At 37.3% G+C, this 22,966-nt stretch carries 20 protein-coding genes; 17 read left to right on the top strand and 3 right to left on the bottom strand.

Annotated features, from left to right (window positions below; translation table 11 throughout):
* Nucleotides 1-21 precede the first annotated feature (21 nt).
* The 17 genes from H6G77_RS26800 (at nt 22) to H6G77_RS26720 (ending at nt 19,008) form a co-directional block, all read left to right on the top strand.
* Nucleotides 22-1,152 (top strand): hypothetical protein, encoded by a 1,131-nt coding sequence (locus H6G77_RS26800; RefSeq protein ID WP_190873172.1) that lies wholly within the window; start codon nt 22-24, stop codon nt 1,150-1,152.
* 42 nt (nt 1,153-1,194) lie between these two features.
* Entirely contained in the window at nt 1,195-2,475 is a 1,281-nt protein-coding gene (locus tag H6G77_RS26795; RefSeq protein ID WP_190873171.1) for an acyltransferase, read from the top strand.
* A gap of 57 nt (nt 2,476-2,532) precedes the next feature.
* The gene (locus tag H6G77_RS26790) at nt 2,533-3,822 is read left to right on the top strand and encodes a glycosyltransferase family 4 protein (RefSeq protein ID WP_190873170.1); all 1,290 of its coding nucleotides are present in this window, start codon (nt 2,533-2,535) and stop codon (nt 3,820-3,822) included.
* A complete protein-coding gene (locus H6G77_RS26785) occupies nt 3,819-5,045 on the top strand; it encodes a glycosyltransferase (RefSeq protein ID WP_190588180.1) in 1,227 nt (408 codons plus the stop codon). The genes H6G77_RS26790 and H6G77_RS26785 overlap by 4 nt, the downstream gene beginning before the upstream one ends.
* Nucleotides 5,046-5,084: 39 nt before the next feature.
* The gene (locus H6G77_RS26780) at nt 5,085-6,143 is read left to right on the top strand and encodes an exostosin family protein (RefSeq protein WP_190588179.1); all 1,059 of its coding nucleotides are present in this window, start codon (nt 5,085-5,087) and stop codon (nt 6,141-6,143) included.
* A 9-nt stretch (nt 6,144-6,152) separates the two neighbouring features.
* A complete protein-coding gene (locus H6G77_RS26775; RefSeq protein ID WP_190588178.1) occupies nt 6,153-7,034 on the top strand; it encodes an FkbM family methyltransferase in 882 nt (293 codons plus the stop codon).
* 94 nt (nt 7,035-7,128) lie between these two features.
* On the top strand, nt 7,129-7,857 hold the full coding sequence (locus H6G77_RS26770) for an FkbM family methyltransferase (protein ID WP_190588177.1): 729 nt from the start codon (nt 7,129-7,131) through the stop codon (nt 7,855-7,857).
* A 62-nt stretch (nt 7,858-7,919) separates the two neighbouring features.
* The gene (locus H6G77_RS26765) at nt 7,920-8,948 is read left to right on the top strand and encodes a glycosyltransferase (RefSeq protein WP_190873169.1); all 1,029 of its coding nucleotides are present in this window, start codon (nt 7,920-7,922) and stop codon (nt 8,946-8,948) included.
* Nucleotides 8,949-8,957: 9 nt separating this feature from the next.
* Entirely contained in the window at nt 8,958-9,770 is an 813-nt protein-coding gene (locus H6G77_RS26760) for an FkbM family methyltransferase (RefSeq protein ID WP_190588175.1), read from the top strand.
* 24 nt (nt 9,771-9,794) lie between these two features.
* On the top strand, nt 9,795-11,105 hold the full coding sequence (locus H6G77_RS26755; protein ID WP_190588326.1) for a hypothetical protein: 1,311 nt from the start codon (nt 9,795-9,797) through the stop codon (nt 11,103-11,105).
* Between the two features lie 10 nt (nt 11,106-11,115).
* Nucleotides 11,116-12,642 carry an O-antigen polysaccharide polymerase Wzy gene (gene wzy, locus H6G77_RS26750; protein WP_190873168.1) on the top strand — a complete coding sequence of 509 codons (1,527 nt, stop codon included), beginning with the start codon at nt 11,116-11,118 and terminating at the stop codon, nt 12,640-12,642.
* The gene (locus H6G77_RS26745; protein ID WP_190873167.1) at nt 12,635-13,858 is read left to right on the top strand and encodes a glycosyltransferase family 4 protein; all 1,224 of its coding nucleotides are present in this window, start codon (nt 12,635-12,637) and stop codon (nt 13,856-13,858) included. Before wzy ends, H6G77_RS26745 begins: the two co-directional genes overlap by 8 nt.
* A gap of 44 nt (nt 13,859-13,902) precedes the next feature.
* Nucleotides 13,903-15,057: a glycosyltransferase gene (locus H6G77_RS26740; protein WP_313954526.1), complete on the top strand. Its 1,155-nt coding sequence runs from the start codon at nt 13,903-13,905 to the stop codon at nt 15,055-15,057.
* 99 nt (nt 15,058-15,156) lie between these two features.
* Nucleotides 15,157-16,386, top strand: coding sequence for a glycosyltransferase (locus tag H6G77_RS26735; protein WP_190588172.1), 1,230 nt, complete (start codon nt 15,157-15,159; stop codon nt 16,384-16,386).
* Between the two features lie 2 nt (nt 16,387-16,388).
* Entirely contained in the window at nt 16,389-17,573 is a 1,185-nt protein-coding gene (locus H6G77_RS26730) for a glycosyltransferase family 4 protein (RefSeq protein WP_190588171.1), read from the top strand.
* Nucleotides 17,574-17,630: 57 nt separating this feature from the next.
* A complete protein-coding gene (locus tag H6G77_RS26725) occupies nt 17,631-18,416 on the top strand; it encodes a glycosyltransferase family 2 protein (protein WP_190588170.1) in 786 nt (261 codons plus the stop codon).
* A 34-nt stretch (nt 18,417-18,450) separates the two neighbouring features.
* Nucleotides 18,451-19,008, top strand: a complete 558-nt coding sequence (locus tag H6G77_RS26720; protein ID WP_190873166.1) for a YdcF family protein — start codon at nt 18,451-18,453, stop codon at nt 19,006-19,008.
* 278 nt (nt 19,009-19,286) lie between these two features.
* On the opposite strand, the gene H6G77_RS26715 is transcribed toward H6G77_RS26720, so the two are convergent.
* From H6G77_RS26715 to crtA, 3 genes are read right to left on the bottom strand one after another with little or no spacing between them, the layout of a single operon-like run.
* The gene (locus H6G77_RS26715; protein WP_190588169.1) at nt 19,287-20,069 is read right to left on the bottom strand and encodes an HpsJ family protein; all 783 of its coding nucleotides are present in this window, start codon (nt 20,067-20,069) and stop codon (nt 19,287-19,289) included.
* A 42-nt stretch (nt 20,070-20,111) separates the two neighbouring features.
* On the bottom strand, nt 20,112-20,774 hold the full coding sequence (locus tag H6G77_RS26710) for a cyanoexosortase A system-associated protein (RefSeq protein WP_190873165.1): 663 nt from the start codon (nt 20,772-20,774) through the stop codon (nt 20,112-20,114).
* The gene (gene crtA, locus H6G77_RS26705; protein WP_190873164.1) at nt 20,774-21,628 is read right to left on the bottom strand and encodes a cyanoexosortase A; all 855 of its coding nucleotides are present in this window, start codon (nt 21,626-21,628) and stop codon (nt 20,774-20,776) included. Before crtA ends, H6G77_RS26710 begins: the two co-directional genes overlap by 1 nt.
* Between the last annotated feature and the right edge of the window lie 1,338 nt (nt 21,629-22,966).

The following is a 22,966-nucleotide window of genomic DNA, read 5'->3' as shown; positions in this document are numbered from 1 at the left end:
CAATTTTAGAAAAAATACCCTATGTCTGCCATTACACTGCAAATTAACTTATGCCCAGGCGATATTGCTTATGCAGAACTGACAGTTCCCCGGTTGGTGAAGATGTATCGTCCTTTCTGCACTCACATTTTAGCCATTGTGGACTGTTGTCCTCCCCAGACTACTCAGTTTGTCAATGCTATCAAAAAATTCGCCCCAGATGAATTTGCCCAACGAGTTAGTGTTCTGGAAAAAATACTCATCGGTTGGCAACAAGAAGGACTGTTTGACCAAGTTGTTTACCTGAAACCGGATAGTAATATCTTTGCAGGACTGTCTAAGCGATATCTCAGAGGCATTGTTCAAGAAACACATGATGCTTTTGGACATGCTCTCATGTCTTATATGGCAGCTCTAGATATACCAAAAACAAAGTATATCCTTCATTTTGATGCTGACATTTTGATGTACACTCAGCCCGGTAGTACTTGGTTAGAAGAAGCTTGCGATCGCCTAGAAAAAGATTCAACATTAGTTGCTGTCAGTCCACGAATTAGCCCCCCTCCTACACATCCAGATTTAGACCCTGAAATAGCTCCGGCATTACCCAATCATCCTGAAAGTGGATGGCTATCCACCTGGAAAACTCACTCAGTCGAAGGAGGCTGGTTAAGTGATTGGATTAGTAACCGTTGCTTTTTGGTGGATAAAGAACGCTTACAAAAATTACAACCTCTAATTGCTGATGACGAAAAATTGAGCGTTCGTTTTTATGCTCAACTACATCAACTAGCTAGGCGTTTAGCTAAAGGTAGCTGGTTAGGAAACTTAGGAGATTTACCACAACTACAACCAGGTGACTCCTTCAGCCGTCGTCTGAGAAACATTGTTAAATATCGTCTATTACCTATATACCCTCAACCACCAGAGGTTATGCTACACGCCAAGTTACGCCGCGAAGGACTCCATTGTTTATACCTCTCCAGGAAAGATGCTTGGTATGTACATCCTACGACGAAACCTGCTGATTTCATCCAACTATTACCTCAACTCATCCCAGCAATTGATCGAGGAGAAGCACCAAAGGAACAACAGAGATGTTCAGAGATACGCTTACATTTCTGGAAAGAGTATCTACAAACTCAAAATCTTGATGCTTCAGCAAATAAATAAAATAAATTTTAAAAAAAATCATAATCTAAAACATAACATTATATGAATATTTCAACAATTGCTCAAGAGCTAAAGTTATTTAGCAAAATTCAACCAGAAGTTAATAATTTAAATCGAGAAAAAAGGCAAAATAGTTATGATTCCAACCTAGAAGGCTTAAGAGGATATGCCGCAATTGCTGTTGCTTTATTTCATGTATTTGCTTTTAAGAATGTGCTTGATCCTGCTTATTCGCCCAATGAATATTTAGGACAACTCCAGCCTGGACATGCAGCCGTTATGCTTTTCTTTATGCTATCGGGCTATGTTATTGGATTAACAAATACAACGGAATTTTCTGGTAAATCAGTTAAAAATTATCTGATTCGTCGAGCGATTCGTATAATTCCCATCTATTGGATTGTTGTGATTTTTTCATTTTTATGTCATCCAGTAGATCAATTCACAACTGTTATCGGCAACTTATTTTTTTTACAGCAAGTGTTTGTACCAACAATTACCAATAACGCTTCGTTGTGGAGTTTAACGTATGAGGTAGGGTACTATTTTTTATTTCTTTTTATTTGGTTTTTTAAACCAAAACTAATAACTGTATTAAGCATCTCTTTAGCTATTAGTATCTTCGGATGGTTTTCTCCATATTTACCCCCTATATTACAACTATTTTGTAGTTTTGTCTCAGGCTGGATATTCTGGATAACTGGTTTATGGTTAGCATGGAAAATTAGACCACAGCCATCGCATAAAGTTCCCATTTTTAGTTACTTGCTTCTATTTATCGCGTTTACGCTTATAAGACCTTTATCTTTTATTTTGGAAAAATTAGGTTATTTCTATACAGAGACCAATATAGGAGGAGTAAATTTTAGTGTTTTGGGTATACTTCCTATCTGTCTATTATTATTTATGGAAATCACTCAACGCCGATTGATAGGATATAAATTATTACGTCTAGGTTGTATATTAGTTCCATTACTTTATATCACACCATTAGTTTTACAGGGTCGTATATTTGAGAATAGTTTTTGGATTACACCCGCAGTATTAATCTTTCTCACTATAATTTTATGGCGATTTAAAATGAATATTTCTGTAGTAGCTAAACTGGCTCCTGTAGGCAAAATTTCTTACGCATTATATATTTTGCATGTGCCTATCATGAAGTTAATTCATGACTACTTCCCTTGGCAGGGAACATGGTGGAGTTTTTCCTTAAGGTTTATAGTTTGGTTGTTGATCACTGTTGCTATTTCTATATTTCTTGAGCTAGTTTTACAGCCAATTATTAAAACTAAACTATCTAGATTACTGCTTCCGCATTAACCATAATTTTTACCACAATTCAAATCAGCTTAAGTTATTGCAAATTTAATGGTGCAGATGACCACGAATATCCAGTCAAAACCTGCTGTCACATTAGCTCATCTTATGCCTGCTCCTTTTGTCCAACAAGTAGGCAAAGCCTTGTTAGAGGCTGGGATGTTGAATCAATTTGTCACGACTTTAGTTGATCGCCCTAGTGCAGAATATTTAAATAATTTATGTAAGGTAGCATCAATATTCAAATTTGATTTAAAAAAACAGCTATCTCGCCGCGCTCTTACAGAAATTCCAGATTCACTTGTTAAAGATTATCCATTCCCGGAAATTATTCGGCTTTTAGTTGGTAAATTAGACAAAGATAAAAGATTAACTGATATTGTTTTTCATTGGGAGAATGCAGGCTTTGACAATTGGGCTGCTCGTCAATCACTAAACGGCTCCCAAGCAGTTTATGCCTATGAATATAATTGCCTAGCCACTTTTCAAACTGCCAAACAACATAACATTGCTTGCATTTATGATGTTCCCTCGCCTGAACATGATTATGTAGAAAATTTATTATCTCAAGAACAGGAAATATACCCTGAACTTGATACACCTTATCGGAAATATTGCAAAGCTCGTCAAAAGAATCGTACCCAGCGACGTAGGCAAGAATGGCAACTAGCTGATGTCATTATCACTAATTCTGAATTTACTAAAGCATCATACGCTGCTGCTGGTTTGGATGTAGAAAAAGTCAAAGTCGTGCCTTTAGGTGCGCCTCCAATTACTAAAGAAGTATCTCTGGGTAGTTCGGAAGTACAACCTTTAAAGTTTCTGTGGGCAGGAACATTTGGCATTCGCAAAGGTGGCCATTATTTATTGAAAGCTTGGCAAAAATTGCAGCCTAATTCTCACGCTTGTCTTGATGTTTTTGGTGCTTTAGGACTACCTAGTGCTTTAGTAAATGATTTGCCCAGGGAAATCAAAATTTCTGGAACTGTTCCCCGTGCTGAACTTGATGAACTTTATCGCCAAGCTGATGTGCTGGTATTTCCAACTTTATGTGACGGCTTTGGTATGGTTGTAACTGAAGCCTTTGCTCAGGGTTTACCAGTGATCACTACCAACCAGGCTGGTGCGGCTGACTTGGTAAAACATGGTGTTAACGGCTTGATTATTCCTGCCGGAGATGTTGATGCTTTAGCTGAGGCTTTGGACTGGTGTTTAACCCATAGACAGGAACTTAAAGAGATGCGAAAAGCGGCACTAGAGACAGCTGCTAGTTGGCAATGGTCTGATTATCGCCGCGTTTTGATTGACAATATATTGAATGGACTAACAGTGGCTGGCTACACCTTATGAAACAGCAACGAATATGTCTAGTTAGCCCTGGTCACGTTGCTTCTAACCCGCGATTAGTGAAAGAGGCGAATGCTTTGCATGAAGCTGGCTTTCAAGTCAGGGTGGTTGCTGGAGATTACATGGCAGCGATTCGCCCCTTAGACCAAACTATTTTGTCACAAGCTCCTTGGGCTTGGGTGCTGGTGGGCTTGGGGTCAAAGCCAAGTTATTTAGCTCGTAGGCTGTGGCAAAATATTGCTCGTCGTGTAACAAAAACTGGCTGGATTCCCCACATATCAATTGCGATTTGGGCGCATAGTTTAGTAAGTTTTCAGCTGGCTAAGGCTGCTGCTGCTGAACCAGCCGATTTGTACATTGCTCATAATTTAGCAGCACTCCCCGCAGCAGCCCTAGCGGCTCAACGTCACCAGGCTCGATTGGGTTTTGATGCTGAAGACTTTCATGTGGGTGAGTTACCTGATACACCAGAGTATCAGGCGGAAATTGCTGTGCGCGATCGCATTGAACGCACTTTTTTACCGCTATGTCATCACTTAACTGCTGCTTCACCAGGAATTGCGACTGCTTATGCTCAACGCTACGGAGTAAAAATGCAGTCAATCCTCAATGTATGTCCCCTTGGGGAAGCACCTGCATCACCCTGTGAACGCAAATCCTCAGAACCCTCGCTTTACTGGTTTTCCCAAACTATTGGCCCTGGTAGGGGGCTGGAATCAATTATCCAGGCAATGGGACAAATGCAAACTCCTGTACATCTGCATCTACGTGGTCTTCCGGCTGCTGGATATGCACAACAGCTAATGGAGTTAGCGCAAAAGGTGGGAGTAGGCGATCGCCTGCATTTGCTACCCTCTGCACCCCCATCAGAAATGGTGCGCCTAGCTGCCATTCATGACCTAGGCTTATGTTTAGAATTAAATCAACCCTTAAATCGAGCTATCTGTTTGACAAACAAAATTTTTACCTATCTTTTAGCAGGTTTACCCATACTGATGAGTAAAACACCTGCCCAAGAAGAAATTTATGAAGAATTAAAAGCAGCAGCTTTATTAGCCAATATTGATGATCCAGGTGCGATCGCCATTGCTTTGGATACTTGGTTTTCTAACCCAGATAAATTGCAACTATCTCATACTAAAGCTTGGGAATTAGGACAACAAATTTATAATTGGGATGTAGAACAACAAAAGTTTTTATTCTTGATCAATAACGCTTTAGAATAATTTAACTGAGCATCATTTAAAAATAAGACTAATTCAACTATGAATCAAGAAACCTTAATTAAATACTCAGAAGGATTTGCTAAAAAATTAGAACATCAGCCAATCAAGTCGAGATTACGATTATTCTCATTTTGGTTGCAGCGTATTAGGAAAAATTTGCGCCTACAGCAACTGAATAGTAGTTTATCGGAAGATGATTATAACTCACTTGTCAAAGTGCCGTTTTGTTTACAAGATCCACCTTATAAATATCAAGGCTACCAAGGCCCTTGGATAGAAGATTTTTTCTATGAGTATTGGGTTAATAATCATCTCCGTAAGCACCTGACCTACTTACCAATTTTGTTTGACAGCTTCTTTTTTCACAGTCAAGTACATAAATATACACCTAGACAGTTTAAATATATTTATAGTCAGATGCTACAAGTTTTACAAGAAAGTATCCATCCTGATAAAATATACTTTACTATTCTAGGAATGTATGATTTCCCTATTTGGGACTGGCATAATTTTCCCAAAAATGTATTAGTTTTTAGTGCTGGTGGTGGTGGTGATGTTCCAATTCCACTATTAAAAGGAAGTCCAGAATTCAAATGCCCTACTAAAGAAATATTAGTGTCTTTTATGGGTAGATTAGATGGAGCAAGTAATTCTGGAAATGTCCGCCAAAAAATGTATGAAACCCTGAAAGAGGTTGCTTATTTTGGACAAGGATCTCACTGGCGTAGTGTGATGGAAAAATCAACATTTACCCTCTGTCCCCGTGGACTTGGACAAACGAGTTTTCGCTTGTACGAAGCAATTAGTGTAGGATCAATTCCCATTTATATTTGGGACGATATAGAGTGGTTGCCTTATCAAGATGTCTTGGATTGGTCGGAAATTGCCATCAGTGTGAATAGCAAAGACATAGATAAAATTCCAGACTTGATTAAGGCTCATTCCCCGGAAGATATTTTCCGAAAACAGCAACGTATAGCAGAATTATACCTAAAGTTTTTCACTCTTGAAGCTGTTTGTGAAAATATTGTCAGAATGTTGGATAATTTTAATTCAATGACAGATGTTATACAAATTACTAGTAAACGAAGAATATAGGCAATTTATATGAGCTTAGTTCAGAAATATAGTTGTAAAATCCGTTTTGCTATGTCTCGTCTGCCTTACTTTCCCATTAAGTATTGGCTGACTGATGAGGATATAAAACCTGTGCCAGTTTTATGGTCAAAAATTATGCCATTTTTCAACTCTGAGAAAGGTTTTTTTAACTTTGAGCTTTGGGGTTGGGATGTACGTGAGTTACGCTTTTTGAATAGGTTTATTTCACCAGGAATGGTATTTCTGGATATAGGTGCTTATCATGGAATTTACTCAATAATAGCAGGGAGAAAAGTATCAACTACAGGTAAAGTATATACATTTGAACCAACACCAAGTCATTATCGTCGCATTAATCATCATCTTTGGCTCAATAAAATTGAAAATGTTGTAGTTGAGCAATTGGCTTTAAGTGATTCAGATGGCACAACAGAGTTTCATATTCCGGTGAATGGAGTAATGACTGTAGGTAGTTTAAAACCTTCATTATTTAGTAGAGGTAAACTCAAGGCAATTACTGTAGAAACAACCCGATTAGATACTTATATAGAAAAACAAAAAATAGAAAAAATCGACATCATTAAAGTTGATGTGGAAGGTGCAGAAATGCTTTTTTTTGAAGGAGCTAAAGCCACATTCAAGCATTTCCAACCTTTATTAATTTTGGAAGCAATTGATGTTGCCTGTGAGCCGTGGGGTTATAAAGCATCTGCTTTGTTGTCTAAAGTTCAACAAGACTATGATTATGTTTTGTATGAATTTGATGAGCAGGGTTATCTCAGTCCACACAATATTTGTGAAACTTACCCATCTGTGAGCAATGCAAACTTTTTGGCAGTTCCCAGGATCAAAGTTGATTGTATAAAACCTTTCTTAACTGCACATAGATAATCATTGAAATATGCTATACCTTAGCATTATTTAATCATTGTGTAATTGATATGACTAGCTTTTGTTCAGGAAAAATTAACTATTATTTAAACCTATGTATAATAATATTTTAGGCGCATTAAAGGAACAAGTAAAGAACCAAATCCATAAAAGAGGATGGATAGTTTGCCAATTGAGGAACTTACCAGCAGGCATAGATATTGCTTATGACCTATCCAATAGGATTAACTCATATAATTTTAAAACGATATTTGATTGTGGCGCTCATAGAGGTGAAACTGCAATCAATTTTAGCAAGAAATTTCCATCAGCCAAAATATATTCATTTGAGCCGGTTCAAAGCAATTTTGAATCATTAAGAAAGAATGTAGAGAAGTATCCTCAAATTTCCTCTTACAATTTCGCGTTGGGAGATAAGGAAGAAACTATAGCTATTCAGATAAATTCAGATTCACAAACTCATTCTCTAAAGAACAGAGTTACGGAAAATGAAAAACAAAATTCAGAAGTTATTCAGGTCATAACTATTGATAGTTTTTTATCTTCTCATTGTATAGCCAGTATAGACTTACTAAAGATTGACACAGAAGGGTATGAGCTTAACGTATTACAAGGAGCCAAGCAAAGCCTAACAAGCAACAAGATAAACTTTGTTATAGCTGAAGCAACAATTTTAGAAAATAATAATTACCATACTAACATTAGGTTAATAGACGATTATTTGAAATTATATGGATATCAAATAACAACTATTTATGATCAGGTTATTTGGAATAATCCTAGTCGATTGCTATATTTTAATGTACTTTTCTCAAGAAAGTAAAATAATATACCAAAAAGTAACAGTGACTGGCGGCATAGACAAACAATAGCTAAACCAGAGAGATGAAAATTCTGCTAACAGCTGATCCGGAATTACCAGTACCACCAAAACTATACGGTGGTATTGAACGTATTGTTGATTTACTTGTAAAAGGATTGCAGGCGCGTGGACACACTGTGGGACTGGTGGCTCACCTTGACTCAACATCACCTGCAAATCAGTCTTTCGCTTGGATGGGAAAGCGATCGCAAAACAAATTTGATGCACTGCAAAATACAATCACCCTATTGTCAGCAGTACAGCAGTTTCAGCCTGATATTATTCATAGTTTCTCTCGCATCCTTTACTTATTACCTCTGTTATCTGCACGTCTCCCCAAAGTGATGTCTTATCAGAGATATCCCAGCCATCGCACCACTAGCTGGGCTGTCAAACTTGCCAAGGGTTCTCTAACTTTTACAGGTTGTAGTGATTATATTTGTAAAACTGGAAAAACTTCTGGAGGAGTTTGGCATACTATTCACAACTGTGTCGAAATAGAAAAATACACTTTCCAACCAAAGGTAGCTTCCGATGCACCTTTAGTATTTCTCAGCCGAGTAGAACGGATTAAAGGAGCGCATACCGCTATTGCCATTGCCAAAAAAACTGGACGTAACTTAATCATTGCTGGAAATCATGCCACAACTGGGGAAGCAGGTAAATACTGGCAAGAAGAAATCGTTCCTCATTTAGGCAAAGATGGCATTGAGTATGTTGGCGCTGTCAACGACATTCAGAAAAATGAACTTTTGGGACAAGCGGCGGCGATGATTGTACCAATAGAATGGGAAGAACCTTTTGGGATTGTTTTTGCAGAAGCTCTGGCTTGTGGCACACCTGTGATATCTTGCCCTAGAGGAGCATTACCAGAGATTATCAGGCAAGGTACTGATGGTTATTTAATTAATACTCTTGATGAAGGGGTTATTGCTGTTAACAAATTGTCCAATATTGAACGTGAACAATGTCGTCAACGGGCAGAGACAAGTTTTTCCGCCTCGGTGATTCTGGAACAATATGAAAAACTGTATCATAGCGTTGTATTTTAATTAAAAAACATGATTACAAAAACAGTTTCTCTACCTTTACCTCTAAAGTGGATACAACCACTAGATTTTCAGCAGAAATTAGGAATTTGTGAACGATTTTTTGGTAAAGCGATCGCTGGAAATGGTGTTTGTTGGGTGGATACTGGAGCCGGAATCCCCTGGAAACTTGATTTGACTAATTGCACCCATCGCTGGATTGTTTATGGTAAATATGAAGGTGCTGCATTTCTCAACTGGGCAAGAAAATTTCTCCCTAGTGATGGGATGATTGTAGACTCAGGTGCAAATATTGGCCAAATGTTAATGTACTTATCTCAATGGATACCACAAGGAAAAGTATTAGCATTTGAACCTGGTACGGAAGCAGGTAACTGGTTAGAAGAGTGTTTAGCAATTAATAGCAATCTCCCTGTAGAAGTAATCCGGGCTGGACTTGGTGCATCAAAGGCTCAATTACGTCTGCAACATATTGGAGATAGTTTGGGACATGGCGCTTGGAGTAAAATATCAGAAACTGAAGGTGAAGTAATTCAAATAGTACGTCTAGAAGACGAATTAGCCGCACGTTCTATTACCAATGTAGATTTGTGGAAATTGGATGTAGAAGGTTATGAAATTCCAGCCTTACAGGGTGCGGAAACTTTCTTAAAAGAGCAACGGATCAAAGCTATTTACGCTGAGATGTTTGAAGAAAATGGGCAGCGAATTCGAGATTATCTCATACAGTTTGGGTATAAATGCTACCTATTTGACTCGCAAGGTAAAATTTACTCTCCAAGCAAATGGCCAAACTCTACTAACGGACTGTTTTTGCCTAATTAAACTTGATATGCGATGTATCCTACTTTGAAGCGTAAAGTTTTAATCGTCAGTCCCCATTTTCCACCCATCAATGCGCCAGACCATCAAAGGGTGCGAATGTCTCTACCTTACATGGAAGAATTTGGCTGGGAGCCTCACATTCTAACGGTGCGTCCCGACTGTGTTCAAGGTGTTCAAGACTCAATACTGGCCAAAACAATTCCCTCTCATATTCCCATTACATACACTGGTGCATTACCTGTGCAACAAACTCGACGCATTGGGATGAGCAGTTTAGGGTTGAGGTGTTTTCCTTATTTACTTCAAGCAGGCGATCGCTTACTCCATCAACAAAAATTTGATTTAGTTTACTTTTCCACCACTATATTTGTCACTATGGTGCTGGGTAGTAGATGGTATCATCGCTTTAATATACCTTACATTCTTGACTTTCAAGACCCTTGGTTGAGCGATTATTACAAACAAGCACAAACTTTACCACCAGGAGGACGCTTCAAGTATGGATTTGCTAGACTCCAGGCAAAACTATTAGAACCAAAAGCTTTAAGTAAAGTTGCTCATATCATTAGCGTTTCACCAGCATATCCCAAAACTTTACAACAACGCTATCCACATCTACAAGCACAACAGTTTACTGTTCTACCTTTTGGCGCTCCCGAACCTGATTTTGCTGCACTTTCTGGACTGAATATTCCACAAAAAATATTTAATCCCAATGATGGTAAACGTCATTGGGTATATGTAGGACGAGGTGGCTATGATATGACTTTGGCTGTGCGGTCTTTATTTTTGGGTATTCAGTCCCATCGTCGCCAGAACCCAGAAATTTGGCAGTCGGTACAGTTGCACTTTGTTGGTACTAGCTATGCTCCAGGGAATCAAGCTGTCAAAACCATAGAGCCGATATCCCAAGAACTAGGTATTGCAGACTTAGTGAGAGAACATCCCCATCGTATTCCTTATTTTGAAGCACTACAAGTTCTTGCTGACAGCGATGCTATTGTCTTGATAGGTTCTGATGATCCTGACTATACAGCCTCAAAACTCTATCCCTGCATTCTAGCCCGTAAACCAATTCTTGCCATTTTTCATTACCAAAGTTCTGTAGTTGATATCTTGCAACGTTGTCAAGCCGGCCAAGCTGTCACCTTTACTTCACAACAACAGCCCAAAGATTTACAATCTTCAGTCATTACTCAAATCAATTGGTTACTATCTATAAATAAAGGATTCCAACCAAATATCAATTGGTCAGCCTTTCAGCCCTATACAGCTAGGGAAATGACTCACAAGCAATGTGCCATCTTTGATAGGTGTGTTACTGCTGCACGATAAAGTAATTAATATGAACCAATCTATCAATTCAACTCCTCAGTCATGGTCATACTTACCTTCCATACCAAAAAAAGAGCAGAAACAATTATTGAGGGTATTTTGGCTGATTGCATTGGGATTGGTTTCCTATGAACTTTTCTTGGTGAAAGACACCCCCTTTGTGAGTAAATTGGCAGCAGTTTTCATCACAGCAGCAGCTTTATGGCCTAATTATCTTTGGTGTTCAGGTCAAGCGAAAGGAATGCCTATTTTTCCCTTTTTTGCTCTGACACACATTTGGACTTACAGTCTACCACTGGTGACACATCATCCAACTGTTTTAACTTACTCTCTAGAAAGTCATTTATTTGCTAGTTTGACTGTCACTGGATTTCTGATCATAAGTACTTCAATATGGTTTTCATTGATCAAATCGCCTCCTCGCACGCCTAAATATTATCGAACTTTAACTAATAAAAAAGGTAATGCGTTCTTTTTCTTGATTTTATTAGCTGGCGTTTTTTTCAATATCTCGATTTATGGAAATTGGGGTTGGCTATCTCTGATACAAGGAGGTTTATTTACTGCCCTTCGTGCTGGTATTTTAGGATTAAATGCACTAGCTACTTTTGTGCTTTCTTATCAGTTGGGTAATAAGGAATTAACAAAACAGCAAAGTATATCATTTATATTTTTACTTGTGGCCTATATGGTGACAAATTCATTAGGCTTTTTGCTTGTAGGTGCTGCTAGTGCCTTTTTACTTGCAGTAGTTGCTTTTACTATTTCCCGTAAAAAAGTACCTATAATAGCAATTTTAATAGTTTTGATTTGCTTGTCTTTCCTGCACTATGGCAAAGGCCCCATGAGAGCTAAATATTGGGGTACTACAACTTCTTATTATCTTCAACCTTGGGAATACCCTACTAGATATGCTGAATGGATAGGTTACTCCCTAGAGTATATAAATAAGCAGAATAAACAGGATGATTTCTCTACTGATGAGGAAAAAAAAGCATCATTTTTCGAGCGAGCTAGTGTAATGCAAATGCTCCTTTTATCTCAAAAGAAAAGTCCTGAACCCATCCCATATATGTATGGAGAAACATATACAATCTTACCAGAACTGATAGTACCTCGGATATTAAACCCCAATAAAATTAGGGCGCACGAAGGTACAAGTTTGTTAAACATACATTACAAACTACAAACGCGAGAACAGAGTTTAACAACTACTATTGGCTGGGGTTTACTAGCTGAATCTTATGCCAACTTTGGATTAATGGGTTGTGCGGGATTGGCAATAATATTGGGTACAGTTTATGGAAAAGCGACTCGTTGGAGTATCAATGCGCCAATTCTTTCAGTCCAATCATTATTTGCTGTGATGATGATGTCTTTTGCTTTTCAGTCAGAATTTTCAGATGGAGTATATGTTGCGGCTTTATCGCAATCCAGCATGGTGCTAACTGGCATAGCATTTGTATTGATGCAGAAACAGCGAGTTCCTCGCTATGCCTTTCCTCCAGTAACAGCAAATTACCCTTACTATGGATAAATATAAACTAAGTATTATTACATCTCATCCAATACAATATTATGCTCCTTGGTTTCGCCATCTAAATAATCATAGTGATGTGCAGATCAAGGTATTTTATTTATGGGATTTTGGTGTTACAAAAAAGCTGGATGCAGGTTTCAAACAAGTTTTACAGTGGGATATTCCTTTGTTGGATGGATATGAATATGAGTTTGTGCCAAATGTGAGTAAGCAACCAGGAGTTCGTCATTTTTGGGGGTTACAAAATCCCTCTTTAATTTCACAGGTCAAGGCTTATAGTCCTGATGCAGTGTTGTTGATGAATTACAACTACGCCAGCATCTATAACTTTTTGTGGAAGTGGAATTCCCATAAAGCACCGTTGCTATTTCGAGGTGATTCCCATCGCCTGCTAAAATCTACCGGAGTCAAAGCTTGGGCGCGTCAGCAATTTATTACTCAAATTTACCGACGTTTTGCAGCTTGTCTCTATGTGGGAAAAGCCAATTATGAATATTTTCAATATCATGGTTTACCCAATCATAATTTATTTTTTTCCCCCCATGCAGTAGAGAACGATCGCTTTATATCTCAAGCTGATCACGCTAAACAACAAGCAATCATCTGGAAGCAGGAATTAGGTATCCCATCAGATCATGCAGTGATTTTGTTTGCAGGTAAATTTGAACCTAAAAAACGTCCTTTAGATTTACTACAAGCTTTTGTGGCTGCGAACTTGTCTCAAGTTTCTTTATTATTTGTTGGTGCAGGCCCCTTAGAGACAGACTTAAAAACTTCAGCCGCACAACATAGCAACATATACTTTGCTCCTTTTCAAAATCAAACCTTAATGCCCCGTACCTATGCAATTGCTGATTTATTTGTCTTACCCAGTTATGGTGCTTCAGAAACTTGGGGGTTGGCAATCAACGAAGCGATGTGTTTATCTCGTCCAGTCATTGTCAGTAGTCATGTAGGTTGCGCTCAAGATTTGATTCATCACCAACATAATGGGTTGGTGTTTCCAGCAGGTAATGTGTCCGCTTTAACTAGCTCTCTGCAAGAAGCCTTTTCTGATCGCCAACGTTTGCGGCATTGGGGCGAAGAAAGCCAAAAAATTGTTTCTCAGTATAGTTATACTCAGGCAAGTCAAGGTTTAAAACAGGCACTTGACTATGTAATTTCATCTGTTGCTCCCAATCATCATCAGGTTAGGCCAACAAAAATCTCCTAGGCAAGTTTCCCGTCCTTGAATTTTTCATAAGTCTCATAAATAAAGTGCTTGAAAAAATATTGAGTAAAAATAAATATCGTTGTCATCTTTGGTTTCCAGCTTTATTCAACTCAACAGGCGGAATTCAACGTTACTCTTCTTTATGTTTAACAGCATTTCAACGTCTTTACCCCGATTGTGCCTACAATATAGTCATTAAACACGATACAAATGTACCACCTAAGTCAGCTAATTTATATTTTCATACGACTGGTAAATGGCCTTTACCCTTACGTACTGCCGCACTAGCAGCACAAATGGTTGGCCTTGGTCTTTGGCAGCGTCCCAACTTGATTTTTTCTACCCATCCCAACTTTAGTGTGACTGCTAATTTGTTAAAGCAGTTAATCGGTACCCCTTACTGGGTTGCAGCCCACGGGATTGATGCTTGGGATATTCAAAATCCTGCCGTCAAGCAAGGTTTAAAGAATGCTGACCTGATTTTAGCGGTTAGTAATTACACGCGCGATCGCCTTATGCAAGAACAAAACCTGAAGCCAGATCAAGTGGTTGTTCTACCCAATACCTTGAATGCGGATAATTTTAAAATTTCTCCCAAGCCAGATCATCTCCTTCAACAATATGGCTTAAATCCTCACCAGCCAGTTATTCTGACAGTTACTCGTCTTGCCCAATCACCGCAGAGGTGTAAGGGCTATGACAAAATTTTGCGGGCGTTACCGCAAATTCGTCAGGCTATTCCCGATGTCCATTATGTTTTAGTAGGTAAAGGAAATGACCGACCCAGAATTGAACAATTAATATCCCAACTGCAACTCCAAGACTGTGTAACATTAGCTGGCTATGTTCCTGATGAAGAACTACAAGATTATTACAATCTCTGTAATCTTTTTGCCATGCCAAGCAAAGGTGAAGGGTTTGGTATTGTTCACTTAGAAGCACTTGCTTGTGGTAAACCTACTTTGGGAGGCAATCAAGATGGGGCTGTTGATGCTCTTTGTCAGGGAGAATTAGGCGCACTTGTTGATCCAGATAATCTAGAGGCGATCGCTCAAACTATCATTCAAATTCTCCAGGGTAAATATCCTAACCCTCTAATATATCAACCAGAAGAATTGAGACACCGAGTCATGGAAAAGTTCGGTTTTGAGAGTTTTCAAACCCAAATTGATTATTACTTAAAGAAATATTTTTACTAAAGTCAAAATTTTGTAAATATATTGTTTTCATCTATTGCTATGATAACAGTTGAATATTCTAATAATTTTTAAAGCTAACGAAAATTATTCAATTATATAATGGTGCAACCCAAAATACAGGTTAATCAACCTCGCATTTGTCAAGTAGTTGCCAGCATCAATGAGAATATTGGTGGCCCGGCTTATTCGGTCACAAATCTAGCAAAAGCCCTAGCACAAAATAATATTGATTCTCATTTATTCACATTAGATTATCAATTACATGGGCAACAACTGCCTATTGATAGCGTGAAACTACATAGTCAACCAGCTAAAAATTTAGCTGTGTATATGAGAGGATTACAGCCAGATGCTAATTATTATTTGACTCAACTAGCAGCTACAGAATTAGACTTAATTCATAATCATGGACTATGGATGTTTCCCAATTTTTATGCTCGCCAAGCGGCAGTTCGTAATAAAATTCCTTTAGTGATTTCTCCTAGGGGTATGGTAGAATCATGGTCATTAAATAATAGTTGGTATAAGAAATTGCCAGCTTGGATTTTATATGAAAAGCAAAATTTAAATAAAGCTATTGCCTTTCATGCAACTTCAACTGAAGAAGTTAAATCAATCCGCAAACTCGGATATAAACAACCAATTGCTTTAATTTCTAATGGTGTTAGCGTCCCCACAATCAATGAAAAAGTTGATAGGCAAGAACTCAGCGATAAATTTCCAGAACTAGCTGAAAAAAAATGGTTACTTTTTTTATCAAGAATTCATCCAAAAAAAGGCTTAGACAACTTACTATATGTGTGGGAATCTTTGTCCAATCGCTTTCCTGAATGGCATTTAATTGTTGCTGGTGCAGATTTAATAGGCTATCAGAACGAGTTAGAAATGTTGGTAGAAAGCCTGAAATTAAAATCACAGGTAACTTTTACTGGTATGCTTTCTGGGAAGTTGAAGTATTCTGCTTTAACTAATGCTGATGTGTTTGTTCTGCCCACTCACTCAGAAAATTTTGGCATTGCGATCGCCGAATCCTTAGCTTACGGTGTGCCTGTTGTGACAACTAAGGGTGCGCCTTGGCAAGAACTAGAAACCCATAACTGCGGTTGGTGGATAGAAGATAATCAGCAAGCATTAGCGATCGCACTGACAGAAGCAATGAAAATGTCCTCACAAGAAAGACAACAAATGGGTGACAGAGGCAAAAATCTAGTACAAGCCAAATACTCTTGGAACTCAATAGCCAAGCAGATGGCTGACTTTTATTACTGGATTCTCGGTGGTGGTGAGCCACCTATTTGTGTTCAGTTTGATAAATCTGAGGGGAATTAGGCATGATTATTTCTATTGCTATGGGGCCGTGGTTGCCCGTTCCAGCAGTGCAAGGAGGCGCAATTCCACGGCTTTGGCAAGGTTTAGCTGAAGAATTTGCCAAAAAAGGCCATCAAGTAAAAATTTTATGCCGTTCTTATCCAGGGCAACCAGATACCGAAATCATTAATGGCGTTCAGTATATCCGAAGAGGAGGACTTCCTCAAAGTACTAACATTACTTTAGACCTAATTAAAGATTTATTCTATGCCTTAGTAACATTTCCTGTCCTACCTCCTGCGGATATTTTAATCATTAATGATTTCTGGCTACCTGTATTTGCATCTCTCCGTCCTCAAGTTGGAAAAATAGTGATTAATGCCAATAGGTTTCCTAAAGGACAATATCGCTCAGGGTTATATGTAAAAACAGCCTTTTTTGCTGCTGCATCACAGATTATAAAAGATAGTATTATTCAAGAATATCCTGCTGCAACTTCTCGCACCAAAGTTATCCCTAACCCTATTGATACCAGTATCTTTTCTCCCCCAAATCGCTCTAGATTAGCACAAAAAGAAACAGTGATTCTTTATGTAGGCAGAGTTCATCCGGAAAAAGGTATTCATTTGCTTTTAGCAGCATTTTCTATGTTGTCGCCGAGAATTCCTACAGTTAAGCTGAGGATTATTGGGCCAGTAAAAGAAAATCAAGGTGGGGGTGGGGAAAAATATTTACATACATTGCAAACTCAATCTGAAAATTTAAATGTTGAGTTTGTCGAGCCAATTTTTAACATCCAAGAGTTAGCGAAAGCCTACCAAGAAGCTGACTTATTCTGCTATCCTTCATTAGCAGAAAAAGGTGAATCTTTTGGAGTTGCCCCACTAGAAGCAATGGCAACAGCTTTAGTTCCTGTAGTTTCTGACTTAGCTTGTTTTAGAGATTTTATTCAGGAAGGAGTAACAGGATACTTTTTTGATCACCGCAGCCCTGATGCAGCTAAAAATCTTGCAGATGTCTTAGCATCAGCCATCCTCAATTCAGATAGGACAATGCAAATGGCTTTACAAGCAAGACAGCAAGCATCGGAATTTAGTTATGAACAAATCGCCAATCAATACCTTGCTGATTTTGAGAAGTTACTTCATAATCAAAGTATTTTAGATACTAAATTTCAGCAAACACAGCACACAGTTTCTAAAATTTAAAGATAAGTGTAGTGCTGAAACATATTGGGTGCAATCTAAGTTTTTCAATCAACAAATATGCTTGACGCAGTAACTCCACTTATCCTCACCTATAATGAAGCTCCAAATATTAATCGCACTCTCCAACAACTTACTTGGGCTGAGACAATTATAGTTATTGATAGCTACAGTACAGATGAAACCTTAGAAATCTTATCTTCCTATCCACAAGTTAAAGTTTTTCAACGTAAGTTTGACACTCATACTCAACAGTGGAACTTTGGATTAGAGCAAGTTGCATCTAAATGGGTGCTTTCTTTAGATGCAGACTATATCGTGACAGATGAACTCTCTGCTGAAATTGCTGCTTTACAAGTAAATGAGCAAGTAAATGGCTACGCTGCCAGATTTAAGTATTGCATTGTAGGTAAACCATTGAGAGGGACAATACTTCCGCCTCGCCAAGTTTTATTTCGCAAAGATAAAGCAATTTATATAGATGATGGACACACTCAACTTTTGCAACTAACTGGCCAATGTGCTATGCTCTCCAACTACATTCACCATGACGATCGCAAGCCCTTGAGTCGTTGGTTATGGGCGCAGGATCGCTATATGATCATTGAGAGCAAGAAGTTACTAGAAACTCCAGCTCATGAACTGAGTTTAGGCGATCGCATCCGTAAACAAAAAATCCTAGCTCCCTTCATTATCTTATTGTATTGCCTGATCCTTAAAGGTGGAATCTGGGACGGCTGGCCTGGTTGGTACTATGCTTTTCAACGAATGTTAGCCGAAATATTGTTATCTATTCGTCTAATTGAGTTGGAAAAATTACACAATAAATCAACTGGAATAGACTAATCTTGCCAGCATCCTCCAAGCATTTAGTCCTGTTATGAAATTGTTAGCTTATCGACTCCAAAAAACTTGGATGTTTTTTCTGGCTGGTATAATTGTTGCTTTACTACTTACAATACCGACAAAACTAGCGATCGCATATTACCAAACTCCCAAACCCCAAGCTATCCTAACTCTTGGTGGTGGTTCAAACCGAGAAGAATTTACTGCTTTATTTGCCCAATATTATCCAGATATGAAAATTTGGGTTTCTTCGGGTAAACCGCTACACAAAGCAAGGGCAATTTTTCACACCGCAGGTATTGCTGATAGTCGTCTTTATCTTGACTACCGTGCTAAAGATACTGTGACTAACTTTACTACCTTAGTTGATGTTTTCCACCAACAGCAGATACAACACCTATTCCTAATTACTTCTGAATTTCATCTGCCTAGAGCCAAGGCAATCGCTACTATTATTCTTGGTAGTCGAGGTATTGCCTTTACTCCTATACCCGTACAATCTCAGCCGACGGAACTAGAATCTGTTTTTCGCATTCTTCGTGATGTTGCTCGTTCTCTACTTTGGATAATTACAGGTTATACAGGTGCATAATTTTAACCTGAGTCTTAGTTCATGCACTCAGAGACGATTTATAAAGTAAATCTTAAGTAGTGGCGTGGCAAGGCTAAAGTAGTGCATTAGATTTGGATAATTACAGGTTATACAGGTGCATAATTTTAATCTGAGTCTTAGTTCATGCACTCATAGCACATATTTATACATACTAAAAAGATGAAACTCATACGTGAGTTTCATCTTTTTGTAATAGATTTTTTCAACTAAGGCTAAATATGACGTACCTAGCCATCAAAAGTTTACTTTTTCTTGAACTAAGATGATTTTTTTCTAGCCCAGCGTGTTTCCTTCCAAATCAAAATAAACAAAACTGCGGATATCAAAGCTCCTATATTCCATCTTACAGAGTTTTTCAGTAAATTGAAAGTTACAGAAGACTGATTTGTTTCCTTTTGAGTTTTGAGTTGTTGCTTGGTTTGGTTGAGTTGTGAAAGAATTTGATTTTTGATATCTTCAGGACTTCTACCATTTAATGAACCACCTTGGCGCTTAATTAAATCATCTATTTCTGTGGGGGAAGTTTTATTTAGTTGCTGTTCAACCTGATTAGCTTGAGACAGTCTTTGTTCATAGCCAGTCTTAATTTGCTCAAGGTTAGTATTATACAAACGTATTGTATTAACCACACCTAAAGGAATTAGCAGCAAGTATAACAATGCAACTAACAGACTTAAACGAGATAATAAAGCCAAAATACCTGATTCCCATCTGGCTCGTTTTGCTAACTTACCAGAAAAGACAAAAAGCAATCCAATTAATGGTATTCCCACTTGGTTTACCAACCTTCCCATCGTTTGGAATTCCCATGTAGGATTCATAAAGCTTGGTGGCACAAAAATATCAATTAAGTCTAAAAATGCCAACAAAAGCATACCGTAACCAAGAAAACGCCAAAGATTAACTAGTTCCAGTAGAGGTTGTATGTTCCCTACCAGTTTACTTAATTTAGTGAATTCTAACTCAACAAATTCACGGATGTCTGTTTCACGGCTATTAGATTCACTAGTATTAGATTCACGAATGTTTGTTTCAGCCATAATTAAAAGGTAAATGAATTACAAAAGTAAAGTTATTAAAATTCAAGGTTTAGGAAATCGAGGTTGCCACCACTGATACCAAGAAAACCAAGCTTTTTCAAGTGTTTGGTAGGCTTCTTCAGGGGAAGAATTTTTTAAAGGAATTGATAAATATACCCATAAACAGCGTTTGTCTAAAAGGGATTCTTCTCCTAGTAAGATTGGTATTACACGATTCAAACTGATATCTTGAGAAATGCGATTTTCTCTAAATTGCGTGTGAGTGAAAGTGCTACCTCCTCGTGGATTAATACAACTACTAAGATAAGCTTTTTGTTTATCTATTCCTAGCCCGTAGTATCCAACTCCTTCTTGTTGACGCACTAAGGTAGAAGATTTTATACCAAGATTGCGTTGAATGTATGCACCAATATCTGCATAGTAGAAATTTTGTAAATAACGCATCTCAATATCTAACGATAAATCATTTTTAACATATCTATAATGTTTTTTAGCTAATAAATCTGGGTTTTGCTGAGTTTCAGTTGAAGATTTTATTGGTGTAGCAACACTAGTTTGCCATTGTGCTAAAGGTACTTCTTCGGGAAAAGCAAAGGTATGAGTTTTTTCTTTACTTGGAGGGAAAAAAATTGATTTTCCCGCAACTAATACCCCTACACTGAAGATGAAAGCTAAAAATTGAATGCGGTTTTCTTTCCAAAACATTACTTTGAGTAATTGATAGAATTTTTACTTTCGTTCTCATTCCTACTGAGTAAAAACCAGCAGAAACAACACAAAAACAGACTAGCCACTATAGAAAATATTAAAGATCCATCTCCAATATGCCAATATTCAAAAGCTTCTTTGTCGCCCTGTGCTACTAAAATAGCCATTAATGCAACTCTAAATCCATTAACCACAAATCCTAAACAGGCAGCTACTATAGGTATCATAATTTTTTGCTGCCAACTGAGATTGAACAAATAAATAAATAGTACTGCGAGACTTAATAAATCTATAATTAGATCAATTCCAGAACAGGCAGAATATACTTCTACACTTCCCGTGGGTAGATGTATCATAACGCCTGAACGATTGACTTTAAAACCTGTATACCAAAGAATGACTGTAGAGAATTTAGCTGTAACCAGAGTTAAATCTAACTTATTCATAATCATAAAATTACGTATAGTTAGAAATCCTAATAACCACAACTCTCTTTTATACTGCTTTAATCCCCTATAACCAGAAGCTAACAAGGCAATACCAAAACCAGATAGTAAAGGTGGAAATAAAAATAAAAAACCAATGTTAATTTGAAAGAAAGTGTAAATAAACACTAATGCTATCAACACTGTACCTGTAATGCTAGATGATATATTGCTTTCTAGGTTCAAGTGATGCCGTTTTTCTTTCAGCAGTAAATAAAGAGTTACCAAGAACAAAATATATACATAAAAATTAGTTGGATGGTAAACCCTGCTGACTAAGTTTAAATTAATAGCGATTAAGGTTCCACCAATTCCAATTAACCATAATTCAACATTTTTTAGTGAGATTGATAACCTGTTTTGCATATTTTTTATTTAATTGAGATTGATTTTCAAGGTTACTATTTTTTAATCTGCATTACAAGTTCACAATTTTTGTTTAATATAGGAATACGGTTTGATTCCTGAATCTAGTTGTGTAAGCAGGGAGTAGGGAATGGGGAGTAGGGAGTAGGAAAGACGGCTGATTTGGGTGTACTGATTTTTTTCATAAATCAAATATGAGTCCTATAAAAAGTCTTTAATTAAGAAGAACTCTTAACTATGACAATCCTCAACTATATGTAAACATAATTTATTCCTTGCCTCTGTTCTTCAATATATCAAATATAACTACGTATATAGCCCAGCAATACTATCAAGTAACAATAGTGTTATTTAGCCCTGAAAACTAGACGAAATAAGAAATATATTAAGTACTGGGTTATCATCCATAACTTAAAATCAATTCTTACAAATTGAGTTAGATTATTGATTAAAATCATATCCTCAACTTAGTTAGTAAGTTAGGTATGAACTGAATTATGAATTTCAGCAGTTGTATCTATTTAACTTTCACTATTAGACCAAGCTGGGGAACAAGTACTAGGTATCATAGAAACTCCTTATACATAGTTTAAAGAGTTTTCTGTAAAAGACGGTGATTTCCATAAAGGCTGATCACCATTTCCTAAAAAATACTGATATGCCAATACATTTGCATAGAATACACAACGAATACAACGTTGTTAGAGATTTTTCATCAAATCTTTATTTGGCTTTAAAGTAGATGATTACTTATTTTACCGTTAAGTATGTAACACTATGTTGTCATCTGCTTTATCTAGCAAGGATAATAAGCTCTTTAGATTGACGGTTATCGAAAATTCTTAGTCTTTAGTTTTATATTGGATCTTCATAATCTTTATATGGAAAGCAATAACTACAAGTTATTGATCCTTTGTTAGGTAATATGTCATTTTACTGTCAGGTTCATTGTATTTAAGCATTTATACTTAGACGTATCATATATCACAATTATCTATTGGCGCAGATTTCTGCTTGATTAAATGATCGTAATTAGTTAAAAATCAAAAGATCAAAGTTTTAATATTTTTTCTCAAAGCCTTACTTGATAAAGACTTAGAGTTTTTAGCTTCACAAATAGGATTAGCTTGAGTGATTTGCGGATAACTTGCCGATTTCCTTATTTTTTTTAAACTATAGTAGTAAATTTTCTTACACGGCTAGTTCAATAACCACAGTCTATCATCCAAAAAAATGCTGAGGTTTTTACCTCTATTTGTAATATATTATCTCAGGTGTCGCTCCGTAATAATTCGCGGACGTAGTAGCAGCTAGTTAACTGCAATTCCCTGTTTCCTA

Source organism: Aulosira sp. FACHB-615, from assembly GCF_014698045.1.
Classification (GTDB): domain Bacteria; phylum Cyanobacteriota; class Cyanobacteriia; order Cyanobacteriales; family Nostocaceae; genus Nostoc_B.
Note: the sequence above shows the minus strand (reverse complement) of the source record. Positions and strands in the feature narration are given on the sequence as shown.

Bases quoted from the DNA above. Each gene is read 5' to 3' on its own strand.
- H6G77_RS26800 (WP_190873172.1), top strand. From the start codon at position 22: ATGTCTGCCATTACACTGCAAATTAACTTATGCCCAGGCGATATTGCT.
- H6G77_RS26795 (WP_190873171.1), top strand. From the start codon at position 1,195: ATGAATATTTCAACAATTGCTCAAGAGCTAAAGTTATTTAGCAAAATT.
- H6G77_RS26790 (WP_190873170.1), top strand. From the start codon at position 2,533: ATGACCACGAATATCCAGTCAAAACCTGCTGTCACATTAGCTCATCTT.
- H6G77_RS26785 (WP_190588180.1), top strand. From the start codon at position 3,819: ATGAAACAGCAACGAATATGTCTAGTTAGCCCTGGTCACGTTGCTTCT.
- H6G77_RS26780 (WP_190588179.1), top strand. From the start codon at position 5,085: ATGAATCAAGAAACCTTAATTAAATACTCAGAAGGATTTGCTAAAAAA.
- H6G77_RS26775 (WP_190588178.1), top strand. From the start codon at position 6,153: ATGAGCTTAGTTCAGAAATATAGTTGTAAAATCCGTTTTGCTATGTCT.
- H6G77_RS26770 (WP_190588177.1), top strand. From the start codon at position 7,129: ATGTATAATAATATTTTAGGCGCATTAAAGGAACAAGTAAAGAACCAA.
- H6G77_RS26765 (WP_190873169.1), top strand. From the start codon at position 7,920: ATGAAAATTCTGCTAACAGCTGATCCGGAATTACCAGTACCACCAAAA.
- H6G77_RS26760 (WP_190588175.1), top strand. From the start codon at position 8,958: ATGATTACAAAAACAGTTTCTCTACCTTTACCTCTAAAGTGGATACAA.
- wzy (WP_190873168.1), top strand. From the start codon at position 11,116: ATGAACCAATCTATCAATTCAACTCCTCAGTCATGGTCATACTTACCT.
- H6G77_RS26745 (WP_190873167.1), top strand. From the start codon at position 12,635: ATGGATAAATATAAACTAAGTATTATTACATCTCATCCAATACAATAT.
- H6G77_RS26735 (WP_190588172.1), top strand. From the start codon at position 15,157: ATGGTGCAACCCAAAATACAGGTTAATCAACCTCGCATTTGTCAAGTA.
- H6G77_RS26730 (WP_190588171.1), top strand. From the start codon at position 16,389: ATGATTATTTCTATTGCTATGGGGCCGTGGTTGCCCGTTCCAGCAGTG.
- H6G77_RS26725 (WP_190588170.1), top strand. From the start codon at position 17,631: ATGCTTGACGCAGTAACTCCACTTATCCTCACCTATAATGAAGCTCCA.
- H6G77_RS26720 (WP_190873166.1), top strand. From the start codon at position 18,451: ATGAAATTGTTAGCTTATCGACTCCAAAAAACTTGGATGTTTTTTCTG.
- H6G77_RS26715 (WP_190588169.1), bottom strand. From the start codon at position 20,069: ATGGCTGAAACAAACATTCGTGAATCTAATACTAGTGAATCTAATAGC.
- H6G77_RS26710 (WP_190873165.1), bottom strand. From the start codon at position 20,774: ATGTTTTGGAAAGAAAACCGCATTCAATTTTTAGCTTTCATCTTCAGT.
- crtA (WP_190873164.1), bottom strand. From the start codon at position 21,628: ATGCAAAACAGGTTATCAATCTCACTAAAAAATGTTGAATTATGGTTA.